The sequence below is a fragment of the Catellicoccus marimammalium M35/04/3 genome (assembly GCF_000313915.1).
Taxonomy (GTDB): Bacteria; Bacillota; Bacilli; order Lactobacillales; family Catellicoccaceae; genus Catellicoccus; species Catellicoccus marimammalium.
Window position 1 is genome coordinate 1 of sequence record NZ_AMYT01000021.1, and the last position, 17995, is coordinate 17995.

Sequence of the window (17995 nt, forward strand, 5' to 3'; positions counted from 1 at the left end):
TGCTGATTCTTACGTTAAAGTAGCTAAAGATTGGAACACATATAGTGACCACTTCTATACTAAAAAAGCAAAATTAGCAGATTATAAAGGTAAAAACTTAACTGCAAAATATGTATATACTTACGGAAATGGTAAGAAATATGCTTCATTATACGATGGAGACACATGGGTAGGTTATGCTAACGTTCAAGCTTTAGCATCAAATACTGATGAAGAAACACGTAAAGCTATTGATGCTGCAAATGATGCAATCAAAAAAGCTGAAGATATCTTAAGCAAAGCACAAGCTTCAAAAGAATCTAAAGAAGCTGCACAAAAAGTAATCGATGCTGCTAAAGAAACTGTTAAAAAAGGTAACTTAGAAGACATCAAGAAAGTTCCTGCACAAATCGCAGAAGCTATTAAAGGATTAAAACCAGGTGCTACAACAATCGATATCCAACGTGTTGAAGAAGCAATTAAATCTGGTGAAGAAGCAATTAAATCTGTAGAAAGCCAAGGAATTGGTTCACAAGATAAAGAACGCGTTCAAGCTGTAAAAGATGCAATTGAAAATGCTAAAAAAGTAATTGCTGACATGAAGAAAGGCGACGCTTCAACTGAAGATGCAGATAAAGCAATCCAAGCTATTGAAGACGCAATTAATGAATTAGGTGCTCCAGCAACAACTATTTCATTAGAACAATTACGTGAAGCTATTCATGAAGCTGAACGTTTATATAGAGCTACTGAAAATGCAGCAGTTACAGGACGTGATGAATTAGGTAAAGAAATTAAAGCAGCTAAAGATTTATTAGCATCAGCTAAAGACGGTAAAGTAACAAATAAACAAGTTACAGACGAAATCAAAAAATTAGAAGATGCAATGAATAACGTTAAATTTGATAAAAAAGATTTATTGGATGAAGTTGCAGCTGTTCAAAAATTAGCTTCAAACGTTTACATGACTAAAGATGGCGAAGAAAAATTTGTTAAAGCTATGACGGCAATCATGAACTTAGATGCTAATAGTGATAACTATGGAAAATTCTTAGAAGCTAAATCAGTGTTAGCTGACGCTAAAGCAGGTTTAGAAAAACAACCTAACAAAGCGGATGGAGAAGCTTTAAACAAAGCAATGAACCGTGTTAAAGAATTAGCTAAATTACCTAACCAAGGTAAAGATTTATACGGAACTCCTGCATTAAAAGAAGCTTACAACAAAGCAAATCAATTAATGACAGAAATGAAAAAAGTAACTGATAAAGAAAATAAAGCTACAGTGAAAATTTCTAAAGCTGAAGTAGAAAAAGCTACTCAAGATTTAAACTTAGCATTCGATAACTTAGGTTTAAATGAAGATGCTTTAAATACATTCATCAAAGCAGCTAAAGATTTAGAATCTAAAGATGACAAATTTACAAATAATGTAGAATTCAAAAAAGCTGTAGTAGACTTAGAAGTAGCAGCTAAAGATACTCATTTTGAAAATTACGGTAAAATCGTTGATGCAGCTAGAAAAGTTTATGACATGATGATCCAAGATTTACAAACTGTATATAACGGAGTATTACCTTGGAATAATAATCAAGCAGAAGTAAATCCAGAAGTTAATGTGATTTCTCCTAAATTAGGTGTGAAAGCTATTAAAGAAGATACAGCAGCTACACCTGGTACTACTTTATCTCAAAAAGAATTTGTATCAGATATTGTTTCTAAAGCTGGACATGTAGCAGATTACTATACTAAGGATTCATATGATAAATTTGCTACAGCATTGACAGTAGCACAAACAATTCTTGCAGATGCAAAAACTAAAGATAAAGTAAGTTCTTCTGCTTCAGTTTCAGCGCAAGCAGGTGTTCAAGTAAACAATGCAATGAAAGAATTAGTTGATGCACAAGAAGGATTACGTTTTAATAAAGATAAATTAATTGAATTTTCAAATAATGGTCATGCCGCAGTACAAAAATGGCAAATTGAAGCTAAAAAAGCAGTTTCACAAAAACAAAAATCAGGAGCAACAGCAACTGTATCTACAGTAGAACAAGTTGAAGCTAATGGTAAAGCAGCTAACCAAGGATTCTGGGCTTTAGGTTACCAACAAAATGGTAAATGGATGGGTCACAAAGATGAATCAGGAAAAACTTTCTTAGAAGGTTTAACAGATGAACAATTAAAACCTAACAAAGAAAATGCAGAAAAATTAGCTCAAATGATGTATAATGCAGAAAATGACTACTATACATATGCATATACTGTAGCACCTCAATTAAAAAAATAATTAATTGAATACATAAAAACCCTAGAAATGTCTCTAGGGTTTTTTCTTTTCCCAGATGTTTTTTTATATACTATGACTTTGTGATAATATAATCATAGGGTATAAAGAAAGGGGAAACTATAAAATGAAAAAAAGGAAGTTATTCTATTTAGGGACGGTCCTGATTTTACTTTTAGGACTCTTTGTCCCTTCTTTGTCTTCCACGATTTTTGCTAAGGAAGTGTCATTAATAGGGACAGATCACCCAATTGTAACAACTGACAGTGGACAATCTGTAGGACCGAATCAGAGTACAAATCGATATAAATATTATAAGGTATCTTATGATTGGTCAGTGCCAAAAGGAGAAACTATAGAAGCAGGAGATACAGCTACTTTTCCATTACCTAAAAATATTCAAATTTTAAATGATACTACATTTGATGTGACAACAAAAGATGGGAAAGTAATTGGTAAGTTTACAATTAAAAAAGGAGCTTCTAGCGGTGTATTGACTTTTAATGATTATATTTCTAAACATCATTTACAAAATGTTAAAGGAACACTAGAATTTTGGGGAAATGGCATTCAAGGAAGTTCCTATGAATATCAGGAAATTAATAAAGTTTCTTGGGTAGATGATAATGGGAAGCCAACGTGGTATATTTTGTATAATCCAAATTCTGAAAAAAGAACGAATGTCACCATTACAGATCAATTATCGGGACCACAAAAGTTAGATAAAGACTCTATTGAAATTCAATTTGGTACTGTGGCTAATGGAAAATTTGTTGCTGACTCTCCACAACCAAAAGTAGAGTATACTATTGTGAAAAGAGAAGATGGATTTACATTAAAAATTCCGAAGTTAAATCGAGCTGTACAAGTTATTTATCATTCTACACCTACAAAAGCAGGAGATTTAAATTTATCAAACAAAGTTCAAGGAAAATCTGATCAATTAGGAGTAAAGCAAAATTCTTCTTCGATTCAGGTAGGAGGTTCAGGAAATGCTAGTGGGGATAAACCAATAGAACCTAGCACCTCAGAGATTTCAAGCAGTGAAAAAGAAAGTTCAAATAGTGATTCTATGACAAGCTCAGAGAATACAATGACTTCTAATAGTGATGAAAGTCAATCAAGTATAGAAACTACAGATTCATCAATTCAAGATACAATATCAAGAAGTGAAGAGGATACGATAGAATCAACAAAAGAAACTTCTGTCCAACCTATTCCTTCTACAACATCTACAGAATACAGTGAAGATTCAATAATAAAACCTACAACTTCATCAGATTTTAGTACAGATATAGTAGAAGATACTAGTTCAACAAATGAAGGAACAAAAGTAACAACTTCTATTAGCACAGATTCTAAAAGAAAATCAGATTCTAACGATGAAGACTTCGTAGGAAAAGGATCTGAAACGGATTCTTTTGCTAATGAAGAGTCTTCTACTACTACAGAAGAAGGAACTTTGATAAATACATATTCTAGTCAAAAGGCAAAGATAATTCCAAAATCAAATCATTCATCAGAAGATACCTCAAATTCTAATGATGATTTGCCTCAAACAGGAGCAAAGAGTAAAAAATATTTGATGCTTATAGGAACAATGCTAGTTTCATTAGTAACTATCTTTGGAATTTTCTGTGCTCAAAAAGAAAAAGAATAAAAGATTGAAGAACAGAGAAATAAAATACTCTGTTCTTTTTTGTTTTTGATTCAAAAATAAAATACATTTGTTTTTAAGGTTTAGATGAGTAGAAAATGGAAAAAAAGAAGAAAAAGATATTTCTTTATAATTCAAAAGAGGAATGGTAATAAAATTATATTGTCTTTAAAAGGTAAAAGCGTAAAGAAAAAAATGATACATAAAATTGTATATTTATTGATAAAATAAAAGTATCAAATACAAAATCGAACGATAAAAATAAAAAGGAAAAAAGAGGAAAATAGAAATGAAAAAGAAGATACCTATTACCGCAGCAAGCTTGATGGGATTGCTTTTTGCTCCAGCTGTGATGGAAGCGGAAGCAAAAGATAAAAGTAAAAGTTTATACTCAGAACATCAAGCACCAGAAATTTATGGTACGAAAAAAGCAATTGTTCACCAATCAGATAAAATTTCTATTATTGATCCTCGTTATCGTGTATTAGCGATGGATTTTGAAGATGGAGATTTAACAAATAAGATTCAATTGGTGTCTATTGATAATAATCAAGATTATCATTCTCTCATCGATGCTAAAACAGGAGAATTAAAAAACTTATCTTTAGGAAAACATACTTTATTATATCGAGTAACAGATAAACATGGGAATACGACTGAATTTACAACAGAAATTGATGTGAAAGAAGATTCGAAAGAACATTCAAAAGATACAATTGAAAAAACAATTCGCTCTGCTCCGTATTCAGGAAATACAATGAATACACTAATGAAACGTGGAGATGAGCATGATCGTCAAATGCTAGGAATTCAATTAGATCCTGGTCAAGGTATTGATATTAAAATTAAAGATAGACCATCAGGTGGTGGAAATCTATACGTTGATATTATGACTGATGGAAATAAAAAAGATGTTTACCACCAACAAATTAATGGAAATTCCAGACATTTAAGAGCAAAAACAATTGATGAAGCTTCAAATATAAAAGGAACAAAAGATCCTGCAGGAGTACCTTTTATTTCTACACCAAGAAATAATTATGAACAAGGAAGTGATGCTCGTCCTTATACGGTAGAATACACGGTAGGACATGAAGCACGTCGCTTGCCTTATTATCATACAGGAGACAATCAAGAGTTATTTTTTAACTTTTGGGAAAAAGAAACAAAAGCACATCGTAGAGAAGTAAAATTAAATAATAATAAATCAGAAGTAAGAGATACTGGTTATGCGGTGTTAGAAGGACAACATCATTTAATGTTGATTCCTGCAAATACAAGAGAAGAAATTAAGAAAAGATTTGCAGGAGAACGTACTTTAGATGATTTAAATACTGAATTTGTCCGTTTATTTAAGCAATATGATACTTTTGTAGGATTAGAACTAGATCCAGAAGATCGTATTAATCAACGTACTTATACAAAATATTATATGCGTCCAGACCAAAATGGATTGCCAGGTTCAGCTGCTTATTATGTTTCTCCGTGGATTGCCCAAACTGGAGATAAAATGACTTGGTTTAGTACGATGGGATGGGGAACGTTCCATGAAATCGGTCACGGATATCAAGGAAGAAATCATGTAGATACGATTGATTATATGGAAGTAACAAATAACATTCTTGCGTATTATGCTCAACATAATGAAAAAATTGCTGGAAAGCTAAATAGCTATTGGATGGATATGGATAAAGATGCAGAAGGTTGGCAAAAGCATCGTATGAATGCTTTGAAGAGTCGTTTACCTGGATCTGAGGGAGAAGTAGAAATTAATGAAATGCGTTGGCGTTTGTATGCTAAGGGAATGGATGTAAAAGCACGTCTTTTCTTCTTCTTAAACATGTTAGAATCTTTGAATCCAAAAAATCCAAGTGAACCTTGGGGAAAAGTGAATGAACAAATTCGTATCCAAAAACGAGATACAGGAAATACAGATACAATTCCGAATCAACTATTGCGTGCTTTTTATGAAAAATATGGTGTAGATATTACTCCTTATTTGATTGAATGGGGAACGAATCGTCCTCTAAGTAATAAGAAAAATTATGATATGCAACGAAATGGAGACCAAATGGTACAATTGCGTGACGTTGTATACAATAAAGAAAAATTGAAAGAAATCACAAGTGAATTAGGAGTAAAAGAATATGGATTAGTTCGTACGAGTGATTTAATAAAACGAAATGTAGAAGGAAAAGCAAAAATCCGACTAAAAGTATCAGATGAAGATATGGAAAAACTAAAAGGTAAGAAAATCCTTCTATATAATAAAGGGAAAATTGTTAAAGAGGTGACAATTGGTGATTCCAAAGACATTGATGTGAAGATTCCCGTAGGAGCTTATGCTGTAGAATTTCCTAAAATTTATGATGGGGATGATTATAAATATACTTATGAAATGCCATATGTCTTCTCAACTGACCAAGAAGTAGATCAAAAAGCGAAAACTACATTTCCACAGTACTATACAAGTTGCTACTATAAAAAAGAGAAAAAGAAAACGTTATCCAAAGATTCTATGGTTGTACTAGGGAAAGATAGTAAATCAAAAGAAGTATCTGCTATTAGCGCAACTATTTATCCAGATGAAAAACATGGACGAAGTGAATTGAAATTTAAAATTAATAATGACGCCAAAGTTGTAGGGAAGACAACAGTAAGTCTTTATACTCAGCTTGTTCCTAATACTGATTATTTTCTTAGTGCACCAGATGTAGTATACACTGCAGAAAAAGATGGAAAATTTACTAGAACGGATGGAAGAAAAGATAATTTCCAAATTGCCGATAATGATATTCTTGCCATTACCACGACAGATGATAATTATCAAAATGTACGTAATTATAGTGAAACTGGTAAAGAATATGAATTTAATCGCCCAAAAACAGAAACTACCTACTATCGTATGAGCAATAAAGGGTTCCGCGAAGCACATTTAAAACCTATAGAAGTAGAAGATTTACTATATCAACAAGAGAAGTTAAAAACGCTAAAAGAATTAGAAAGTAAGGTCAATAATTTACCTGAAGATTTCTATTCTAGTCGTAATGATTATGCTCCTTTAAAATCAGAAATTATTGCTTTATATAATAAATTAAAAGGAGAAGACCAAAAGAAATATCAATCTATAGTTGAACAAATTCAGCAAGGTGGGAAACCACAAATTAATTGGAAATCTGCAAAATCAGCAGATGAAAAATTAGTAGTTTCTGATAATAGAGTCAATGATATTGATTGGTATAACGAAATTTCTGTCATTGATCCTGAAGATGGTCGTGTGCCAAAAGATAAAATCAAAATTTCTGAGGATACAAAACGTTGGACAACTCCAGATGAATATAAGATTCATGTAAAAGCAACAGACATGGATGGAAATACGTCAGAACAAGACTTAACCGTTCAAGTAGTACCGGAAAAAGACTTTGAGGAATCTCATACTAAAGAATGTGAAAAACAAATTGATGCTTTAGACTTCTTAGATTCGGAAGAAAAATCACAAGCTAAAGAACAATTGAAAAAAGCTTATACTGCTACTGATTTAAAAGAAGTAGTGACTAAAGCAAAATCAGCGAATGATATCCGTGTTGTAGATGCTCAAAATAAGGTCATGGAACATCTTTCTAAATATAAAGATTTAAGTGGAGAAGAACAAGAAAAAATTCAATCTGCTTTAAAACAATGTCAGACCAAAGAAGAAATGAAAAACTTGCATACAAAAGTTAAAAAAGATGTAGAGACAAGAATTCAAAAAGAATATGATAATTCTCTACAAAAATTAGATGAATGCTCTGAAATTACAGATTCTGAAAAAGAAAAAGTCAAAGAGAAATTAAAAGAGACAACAACACGAGATGACATGAAAAAAATTATGGTTGAAGTGGAAAAAGAAAATCACGAACGTCAATTAAAAGATAAAGAGTCGATTTTCCAATCATTATGCAAAAACTATAAAGATTTATCAGATTCTGAAAAAGACGCAATCAAATTAGCGCTTGATCAGGCAACAACTAAAGAACAATGGCAAGAAATTCGTAAAGAAGTGATAGAAAAAGTAGAAACTCGTCTACAAAAAGAATATGAAAATTCTATAAAAGCCATTGAATCTCTAGATAAACTTTCTTCAGATGAGCGAGCAGAAACGATTGCAGCATTAGAAAAATCACAAACAAGAAAAGAAATGCAAACAATTGTTAAAAAAGCTACAGATGAAAATAATCAACGAAAAGAAGAAGTTGAGTCAGGAATTAAAGAACAAATCCAACAAATGAAAGATTTAAGTCCTCAAGAAAAAGAAGAAGTATTTTTAGCATTAGATAAACTTTCTAGTAAAGAAGAAATGGAAGCTATCCTATCTGTAGTAAAAGAAAAAGTAAAACAACGTGTTGAACATGCTTATCTTCTTGCTCAACAACAAATTTCAGCTTTTGGCTTCTTGCCAAAAGAAAAACAAGAAGAATTAGAAGCGAAATTAAAACAAGTAGAGTCACGAGAAGAAATTGCTAAAATTGTAAAAGAAGCAACACAGGAAAATGAAACGCAGAAAGAAGCAGAACAAAATAAAGTTATTGATATGATTCAAAATTCTAGCTTGAGTGAAGAAGAAAAAGCAGATTGGGTTCAAAAAGTCGAAGCTGCAACTTCAAAAGAAGAGTTAGAAGAAATTAAAGAAACAGTAGATAAAGTTGAAGAAGAAAATAAAGATCAATGGCAAGAACAAAAAGAACAATTAATAAAAGAACTTTCTTACTATTCTTTCTTAACTACAAAAGAGAAAAATATAGCGAAAGAAGCAATCTTGCAAAGTAAATCTTTAGAGTCATTAAATCATATTCGCAAAACGCTACAAAAAGTAGAACAAGAACGTTTGAATCAAGGAAAAGAAGAACTAACTGAAGCGATTCTGAAAGAAAATGCTTTGTCTACCGAAGCAAAAGAATATTTCTTAGCGCAATTAAAAGATGCCCGTACAAAAGAAGCACTAGAACAAATTCAAAAAGAAGCATGGAAATTAATTGCAGATAAAGAAAATCAACTTCATCCATTAAAAGCGCAAGTAAAAGAGTGGATTGAAAAGAATAGTTTCCTAACAGATACTGAAAAATTAAATGCTCAACGTAAATTAAATGCACTTCAAAGTGAAAAAGCAATTTATCATTTTGCTGAAGAGTTACAAGACAAAACAAAAGAAATTCGTAAAGTTTTGGAAGAAAAGATGCGCGATGGAATTCAAGCGTTAACTTTCTTATCAAAAGAAGATAAAGCGTATTATATTCAATTCATTTATCAAGCACAAGATAAAAGAACGATGGAGTCTATCTTTTCTTATGCAAAAGAAATGAATCGTTACTATGAAGGAAATGAATTAAATAAAAAGCAACGTGAATTAAAAGCACGCATTCAACGCTTAACTCTTCCTACTGAAGAAAAAGAAAAATTACTTCAAAAAGTGATTGATGCAAAATATTTAGCAGAATTGGAAATGATAGAAGGAAGTATTCAGTCTGCTGAGAAAGAATATTTAGAAAAACAAAAACAAGAAGTAGAAAAAGAATTAGCTTCTTATCAATTAACCACAGAGCAACGCCAATCTCTGTTACATCAATTAGAAAAAGCTCAATCTGAAGTGGAATGCAAAGAGATTATTCAAAAAGCCAAAGAATATCATAAAGAAAACACGAAACCAAAATTCCATAAAGATCATGGATATGTAACCTTTAAGAATAACCATACTACTATTTGGAATGATGTTTTCTTAGAAAAAGAGCGTAGTCATTCTAGTAAATATTTAGGCCAAATTTTGAAAGTAAAAGGATTTTACATTATTCAAGGACAAAAATATTACACATTATATACTTCAGATAATCAATGGATTGGATATGTTAAAGCAAGTGAATTAAATGAAATGGAAGATCCATGGACACTACGTTCTACTTCTTCTTTTAAAGTAAAAGTAAATCGTAAAAACTATACTATCTGGCGTAATTTGTCTTTTAAAGTGAAAAAATCAGATACTAATACACATTATAAAAAAGTATACAAAGTGAAACGTACCTACTATCACTTCAACGGTTATACTTATTACAGTTTGTATGATCATAAGGATCAATGGGTTGGATATGTAAATAAAGACGCAGTTGTCAAAAAATAAAAAATAAGCTCTAGAATTTTCTAGAGCTTATTTATTTATTGTGAAAGAAATGAAATAATAAAGAAGAAAAAATAAAAAAGGGAAAAGGGAATTATGGAGTACTATTCATTTTTAGATGAAATTGAAAAAGAAGAAATGAAAAAAATGGCGGATGAAATTGATTCAGAAGAAGCTTATTATACAATCCAAGATGCATTGAAAAACTTAGATTATACACGACTTGTAGAAAAAAGAGAACTTATCGAAAAACAAATTGAAAAAAGAGAAGATTTGTCACCATTAGCACAAAAATATTGGTCTTATAAAATTGAAAATTCAAGAACACAAGATACTCTGCGTAAACTTCAATATCGTATTTCTTATTTATCAGCAGAAGATAAAGAACAGCTTGAACAAATCAAGATATGGGAAAAAGAAGATATCTTACAAGATGATTTTTTTACAAAAGAAGAAAGAGAAATGCAAATAAAGACATTACAAGCACTGATTTATCAAGAAGGAGTTTATTCTTTCTTGTTTCAGAGGAATGAAGAAAGAAAAGAGCGATATTTTCAAACTATACAAGAATCATCAAAGCTTATAGATATAACTACTTTTTTATCTGAAAAAGAAAAGCAATACTTTATTTCCTTATTAGCTAAAGTAGAAACAAAGGCAAAAATGAAGGAAATTGTGCAAAAGGCAAAAAGAAAAAATTATTCTTATGAAGAACAAAGAATATCTCAGAAAAAAGAAGCAATACTTACAGCAGTGCGTGATTCCTCTTTAGAAGAAAAATGGATTTATCAAATACAAGAAGCAAAATATATTGCTGAATTAGAAGCAATTATTGAGCAATTAAAATGGCAGTTTGATCAATAATAAGAGAACCAAAAAAATGATAATATTAAAGCCTTTCTTATTATTTTTTAAATTTTATATAATTAAAAAAATTTTTCCTATAGTATGTTAAAAATTGGAAATGACTTCCCACAATAATTCATTATAATGAAATTAACATCAAGAGATTTGAAAAGTACTAGAAAGAACAGTGTTTTCTATTTTCATATCTTTGAATTTTGCTTAAAAGTTAGATATATAGTTGAAGTTAAATAATTCAAATTATTATCACTTTTGAGATTTAAGAGTTAGAATGTGGATGTAAATAATTTATTTATAGGGAAAAATTTAAAATTAAGAGGTAAGAATATGAGTAAAAAAGCAATTTTAAGCGCATTACTAGTTTCTTCTGCATTATTAGGGGCTACAGCTGCTAACGCTGCTACTTCTGATATTAAAGCAGAAAGCAAAAAAGTAACAGTATGTACAGACAAAGCTAAATTATACAAAGATTCAAAATTAAAAGAATCAACAACACCTAAAAATGGTACTGTCTATCAAGTAGATGGCTATCGTAATATTGATGGTAAACATGTATATCGTGTATACCAAACAGATAAAGATGGTAAAAAAGCTTATCGTGGATACATCGATAGTAAAGATACAAAAGATTTCAACGCTGAAAAAGCAAAAGGTCAATTTGTATTAAATGGAAAAGCTAACGTATGGAAAAACTTTTACTGGACAGAAAAAGATACTAATACTGCAGAACGTGTAGTATTTGCGAAATATGAATATACATTAGGTAACGGTGCAAAATATTACTCAGTATATTCTAAAGACGCTGAAGGAAAAGAAGTATGGCAAGGGTATACTTCAAAATCTAACTTAAAAGAAGTTACTTCAACAAAAGAAAGTAAATATGTTGCATTGAAAAAAGATACTAAATCTTATGCAAACTTATACTTCCAACAAACAAAAGGAAACTTCGATGTGAAGAGTGGTGTAAACTTTAAAGTTACTCGCTACTACACAATTGATGGTAAAAAATATTACTCAACAGAACAAGCTAAAGGGGCATGGACAGGTTATGTAGATTCTTCAGTAGTAGAAGATCTAACAGCTGAAAAAGTAGCCGCAGCAGATTCTAAAGTACAAGTAGAAAAAGACTGGAACACATATAGTGACCACTTCTACACTAAAAAAGCAAAATTAGCAGACTACAAAGGTAAAGACTTAACTGCAAAATATGTATACACTTACGGAAATGGTAAGAAATATGCTTCATTATACGATGGAGACACATGGGTAGGTTATGCCAATGTAGAAGCTTTGAAATTCATTAGCGATGATGTAACTTCAGCAAATATTGAAGACTTACAAAATGCAATTAAAGATGCACAAGAAGTAGTGAAAAATGATGCAGATTTAACAGGAGTAGATAAAGTTAAAGACGCATTAGCAGCAGCTGAAAAAGTATTAGCAGATGCGAAAAAAGGTAATGCAACACAAGCTCAAATTAATGATGCTGTGAAAAATATTCAAGATGCAATCAAAGCTGTAAAAGTGGATAAAGCAGATTTAGAAAAAGAAATCAAAGAAATCGAAGCTTTAGCGAAAAATGTTTACTTAACAAAAGATCAAGAAGATCAATTAAATAAAACATTAGCTGATGTACAAAAAGTAGCTGATGATTTATCACAAGAAAACATTGATGCAGTGAAAAAAGCACAACAAACATTAGTAAAAGCAAAAGAAGAATTACAAAAACAACCTACAGCAACTGAAGGTAAAGCTTTAAATGATGCATTACAAAAAGCACAAAAATTAGATAAATATGGAGATGTCCTATTCCAAAACTTTGGTCTTGTAAAAGCAACATATAATGATGCAGAACAAATCATGAATGAATTGAAAAAAGATTCAGATAAAGGAAACACAGCGACAACACCATTAACAGCAGCTGATGTGAAGAAAGTTACAGATGCATTAAATGATGCATTAAACAACTTACAAATCAATGCTGAAAACACAAAATGGTTCTACAACCAAGCAAAAGGTGCAATTGCTAAATTAGACTCAGCAGATCAAGATGCTGCAAATAAAGCATTACAAGCATTTGTAGATGTTGCTAAAAAAGGAACAGCTAAAAACTTCAAACAAATCGTAGAAGCAGCAAATAATTTAGTAAATGCAATCAATGATGCTCAAAACAAAGAATTAAAAGCAGCTATTGATAAAGCAAATGAAATCATCAAAGAAAATGATGCAGCAAAACCAGGAAACCAAGGTACTAACGAAGACTTCTATACAGAAAAAACATTTAATGCATTAAAAGAAGCTGTAGCGGAAGCTCAAAAAGCATTAGACTTAAAAGTTTCAGACATTCATAAAGATAATATGTATGACAAACAAACTACAAAAGTTGCTTTAAACAATGCTATTAAAGGATTACAAATCGCTCATTGGAAATACACTGAACAAGATGGAAAAATTATCTTAACAGAATATATTCCTTTAGCAATTAATGGAAATCAAAAGGCTGCAAACAATATCATTTATCGTCAAGATAAAATTGTTATTCCTGGTAAATTAAAAGGTAAATCAGTAGAATTAGATATTCAAACAGTGGATAATTATTTATATCCAATTGTTAAAAGTGGAGAAAAAACTTCTGACGGTAAAACTATTAATGGTCAGAAAGTTCCAGTAACCTTTAAAGAAGTCGATGGTCAAAAAGTAACTACAGGAAAACAATTAGATGGAACATTTGCTTACATGGGAACTATTGATGTGTCTGGATTAGATACTTCAAATGCGGAATCCTTTGCTAGCACATTTAAAGGTAATACAAGTGCAACGATTAAAGGAATTGAAAACTTAAATACTGCAAAAGGTAAAAACTTTGGTGAAATGTTCTCATCTGCTCTTTCTATCTCATCATTAGATTTATCTAAATGGAATATGGAATCAGCAACAACTATTAAATCTATGTTCTTCAATACACCAAAATTAACTAACCTAAACTTAAGTGGGTGGAAATTAACAAATATTTCAGATTCATTCCCACAATCAAAAGTATTTGGTTCTAAGGATACATTGGAAGGTAAAGATACAGGATCAGCTCCAAAATATAATTCCTTCTGTGGAGTAATTCATATTAACTCTAAAGTACAAGAAGGGAAAGACCGTGTTTGGATTGATGGATTAACATTCCCAACAGATTCACATGCGAAAAAGGTAATTGATATGGCATTGGATCAATCTATTACTGGAGATTTTAAACATACAAAACCAACTAAAAAATAAAAAATAAGAATCAACTTCTAATAAAGAAGTTCAAAAATAAAAATATTTAAAAGACAATTTTACTTTTACCGAAAAAGTCAGTGTAATACGCACTGACTTTTTTTCATATCTTTTCTTAAATTATGAACTTTCTAAAATTTATAAATGTGAGTAAAATTTTATTAAATAAGAAATTAATAAAAAATTCACATATTAAGGAGATAAGTGATGAGTAAAAAAGCTATTTTAAGCACCCTATTAATCTCAAGTGCTTTATTAGGAGCTACAGTTGCTAATGCTGCAACTTCTGAAATTAAAGCAGAAAACAAAAAAGTTACTGTATCTACAAGCCATGCAAAATTCAAAATTAAAAGAATCAACTACCCCTAAAAATGGTACTGTATATCAAGTAGACGGATACCGTAATATTGATGGTAAACATGTATATCGTGTATACCAAACAGATAAAGATGGTAAAAAAGCATATCGTGGATATATTGATCGTAAAGATACAAAAGATTTTAATGCTGAAAAAGCTGAAGGTCAATTTGTATTAAATGGAAAAGCTAACGTGTGGAAAAACTTCTATTGGACAGCTAAAAATACTGACAATGCAGAACGCGTAGTATTTGCAAAATACGAATATACATTAGGAAATGGACAAAAATATTACTCAGTATATTCTAAAGATGCTGAAGGAAAAGAAGTATGGCAAGGATATACTTCAAAATCTAACTTAAAAGAAGTTACTTCAACAAAAGAAAGTAAATATGTTACTTTGAAAAAAAATACAAAATCATTTGCCAACTTATACTTCCAACAAACAAAAGATAGTTTTGATGCAAGTAAAGGAGTAAACTTCAAAGTTACTCGTTACTATACGATCGATGGTAAAAAATATTACTCAACAGAACAATCTAAAGAAGCATGGACAGGTTATGTAGATTCTTCAGTAGTAGAAGATCTAACAGCCAAAAAAGTAGCAGCTGCTGATTCTAAAGTTAAAGTAGCTAAAGAATGGAACACATATAGTGACCACTTCTACACTAAAAAAGCAAAATTAGCAGACTATAAAGGTAAAGATTTAACTGCAAAATATGTATACACTTACGGAAATGGTAAGAAATATGCTTCATTATACGATGGAGACACATGGGTAGGTTATGCCAATGTAGAAGCTTTAGATGTAGTTACTGAAGATAAACCAACAAATCCAGAAAAACCAGAGGTAAAACCAGAACAATCTGAATTAGAAAAAGCGAAAAAAGCTGCAGAAGAAGCAATTAAAAAAGCAGAAGCTGAATTAGCTAAATCAAACGCTTCAAAAGAATCTAAAGAAGCTGCACAAAAAGTTATCGATGCTGCTAAAGAAACAGTTAAAGGTGATAACTTAGATGCAATTAAGAAAATTCCAGCTCAATTAGATGAAGCAATCAAAGCATTACAACCTGCAGATGTAAAAGCATTAGAAGATGCTATTAAACGTGCAGAAAGTTTAGTTGGAACTCCTGGTTTAACTGGAACAGATGAAGTAAAAGCTAAATTAGACGTTGCGAAAAAAGTGTTAGAAGAAGCGAAAAAAGGTGCAGCTTCTAAAGAAGACATCAAGAAAGCAACAGATGAATTAGAAAAAGCAATTGCTGGTGTGAAATTAGACACTACAAACTTAAAAGATGCATTAGAAGCGACAAAACAATTAGCAAAAGACTACTATTTAACAAAAGATCAAGAAGCTAAATTAAATAAAGTCTTTGATGAAATCCAAAAAGTTGTAGACGACGCTAAAACAGATAAAAAAGCTGTTGATGCAGCAAAAGCAAAATTAGATAAAATTGCGGATGCTTTAAAAGTTCAACCAACTTATACTCAAGGTCAAGCATTAAGTGAAGCAATTGCCAAAGCAAACAAATTAAAAGCACACGAAGAAGCTGCTAAAGTTTTATTTGAAGACTTCAACGGATTAAAAGTTGCTTACAAAGAAGCTACAGATACAATGACTGAATTGAAGAAAGATCCTCAAGCTTTTGGAGCAACTAATACAGCAACAAAAGAAATGACAGCACAACAAGTTGAAGAAGTTGCGAAAAAATTAAATGATGCATTAGACAACTTGAAGATCAATGCCGAAAATACAAAAGCGTTCTATGATGAAGCGAAAAAAGCAATTGATAAATTAGCTACAGAAAATCAAACAGACCCTAAAGCTAAATTAGATGCTTTTGCAGAAGCTGCGAAGAAAGGAACAGCAAAAGATATCAATGAAATCTTAGATACTGCTAAAGCTTTAGTAAATGCAATCGATGCGGCGCAAAACAAAGAATTGGAAGAAGCTATCGATAAAGCAGAACGTATCATTAAAGAAAATGATGCAGCTAAAGAAGGAAATCAAGGTACTGATGAAGACTTCTATACAGCAGATACATTTAATAAATTAAAAGAAGAATTGAAAAAAGCTCAAGAAGCAATTCAATTAACTCCAGCAACAATTACAAAAGAAACAGCTCATAATAAAGCTAATTCTAAAGATGCTTTAGATAAAGCTATTAATGATTTACAAATTAATCATTGGGATTCTGAAGTAAAAGATGGGAAAGTTGTATTAACAAAATATAAACCATTAGCTATTGATGAAAGTCAAAAAGAGAAAAATGGTATTATTTATCGTAAAGATAAAATTGTAATTCCTGGTAAATTAAAAGATATGCCAGTAGAATTAAATATCAAGTATCAAGATCCATCTACATATTTAAATCCTATTATTGACGATACTGATTTAAAAGAAAAAGTAGTTGTTAATGCTCAACAAGTTCCAGTAACATTCAAAGAAGTAGACGGACAAAAGGTTACTACTGGAGATAAACTATGGGGAACATTCTCTTACATGGGAACAATTGATGTATCTGGACTAGATACTTCAAATACAACTTCTTTCTTTAAAACATTTTGTGCTAATACAAGTGAATCAATTAAAGGGATTGAAAACTTAAATACTTCAAAGGCTACAGACTTCAGTTCTATGTTCTCGGATGCCAAAAGCTTAACAACATTGGATTTGTCTAAATGGAATACGGATAATGTAGGAAAAATTACTTCAATGTTCTTTGATACACCAAAATTAACTCATTTAGATTTAAGTGGTTGGACATTGCCAAAAGTTCCTAATAATTGCCCACAATCTAAAGTATTTGGCGATAAAAATACTTTATCAGGTGTAGGGACAGCACCGAAATATAATTCATTCTGTGGTGTTATTCGCTACCCAGATATGGATAAAGATGCCAAAGATAATAACTTAAACAAAGCACCTGTATGGATTGATGGATTAATTTTCCCAACAAATGAACGTGCTAAACATATTATTGAAATGGACTTAGATGATTCTATTACTGGAACAATGGATCATACGAAACCTAAAAAATAATCCAACAATATAAATAAAACACCTAGACATCGCGTCTAGGTGTTTTTTCATCTTTTAATATATCGATATATCAGAATATCGATATTCTGATATCTTAATATACCCATAATATATCGGTATACCGATATATTAACGTTTTCATGTATAGAATCATGAAAACGTTAAAGTGTTAAAGTGTTAAAGTGTTAAAGTGTTAAAGTGTTAAAGTATGAAATTATATAAAAGATAAAAAGGTACATGGCTACATGTATCTTTTTATCCATGTAGCCATGTATCTTTGTAGCTAAAATAAACTTTCTTTGAAAAGTATACTTGTACACATGTATACATTCATACATCAGCACATCGATACATCAATACATTCACACATTGATATATTCATCTATCGCTAACTAAAAAACT

General features: G+C 30.8%; 6 protein-coding genes and 1 pseudogene. All 7 read left to right on the top strand.

All coding sequences use genetic code 11. The annotated features are described in order from the left end of the window. A pseudogene (locus C683_RS06565) lies at positions 1 to 2263 on the top strand (hypothetical protein); the annotation flags it as partial. 124 nt (positions 2264 to 2387) lie between these two features. Further along, entirely contained in the window at positions 2388 to 3920 is a 1533-nt protein-coding gene (locus tag C683_RS04900; protein WP_040388725.1) for an Ig-like domain-containing protein, read from the top strand. 286 nt (positions 3921 to 4206) lie between these two features. Next, entirely contained in the window at positions 4207 to 10065 is a 5859-nt protein-coding gene (locus C683_RS04905) for a M60 family metallopeptidase (RefSeq protein ID WP_009491517.1), read from the top strand. Between the two features lie 93 nt (positions 10066 to 10158). Then, positions 10159 to 10926: a hypothetical protein gene (locus C683_RS04910; protein WP_009491519.1), complete on the top strand. Its 768-nt coding sequence runs from the start codon at positions 10159 to 10161 to the stop codon at positions 10924 to 10926. 327 nt (positions 10927 to 11253) lie between these two features. Next, positions 11254 to 14193 (top strand): BspA family leucine-rich repeat surface protein, encoded by a 2940-nt coding sequence (locus C683_RS04915; protein WP_009491521.1) that lies wholly within the window; start codon positions 11254 to 11256, stop codon positions 14191 to 14193. Between the two features lie 207 nt (positions 14194 to 14400). Beyond that, positions 14401 to 14562 (top strand): hypothetical protein, encoded by a 162-nt coding sequence (locus C683_RS06660; RefSeq protein WP_009491523.1) that lies wholly within the window; start codon positions 14401 to 14403, stop codon positions 14560 to 14562. After that, a complete protein-coding gene (locus C683_RS04920; RefSeq protein WP_009491532.1) occupies positions 14525 to 17593 on the top strand; it encodes a BspA family leucine-rich repeat surface protein in 3069 nt (1022 codons plus the stop codon). Before C683_RS06660 ends, C683_RS04920 begins: the two co-directional genes overlap by 38 nt. The last annotated feature ends 402 nt before the right edge of the window (positions 17594 to 17995 follow it).

What these genes read in the sequence shown, in the direction of transcription:
- C683_RS04910 (WP_009491519.1), top strand. Translation starts at nt 10,159, where the DNA reads ATGGAGTACTATTCATTTTTAGATGAAATTGAAAAAGAAGAAATGAAA.
- C683_RS04920 (WP_009491532.1), top strand. Translation starts at nt 14,525, where the DNA reads ATGCAAAATTCAAAATTAAAAGAATCAACTACCCCTAAAAATGGTACT.
- C683_RS06660 (WP_009491523.1), top strand. Translation starts at nt 14,401, where the DNA reads ATGAGTAAAAAAGCTATTTTAAGCACCCTATTAATCTCAAGTGCTTTA.
- C683_RS04905 (WP_009491517.1), top strand. Translation starts at nt 4,207, where the DNA reads ATGAAAAAGAAGATACCTATTACCGCAGCAAGCTTGATGGGATTGCTT.
- C683_RS04900 (WP_040388725.1), top strand. Translation starts at nt 2,388, where the DNA reads ATGAAAAAAAGGAAGTTATTCTATTTAGGGACGGTCCTGATTTTACTT.
- C683_RS04915 (WP_009491521.1), top strand. Translation starts at nt 11,254, where the DNA reads ATGAGTAAAAAAGCAATTTTAAGCGCATTACTAGTTTCTTCTGCATTA.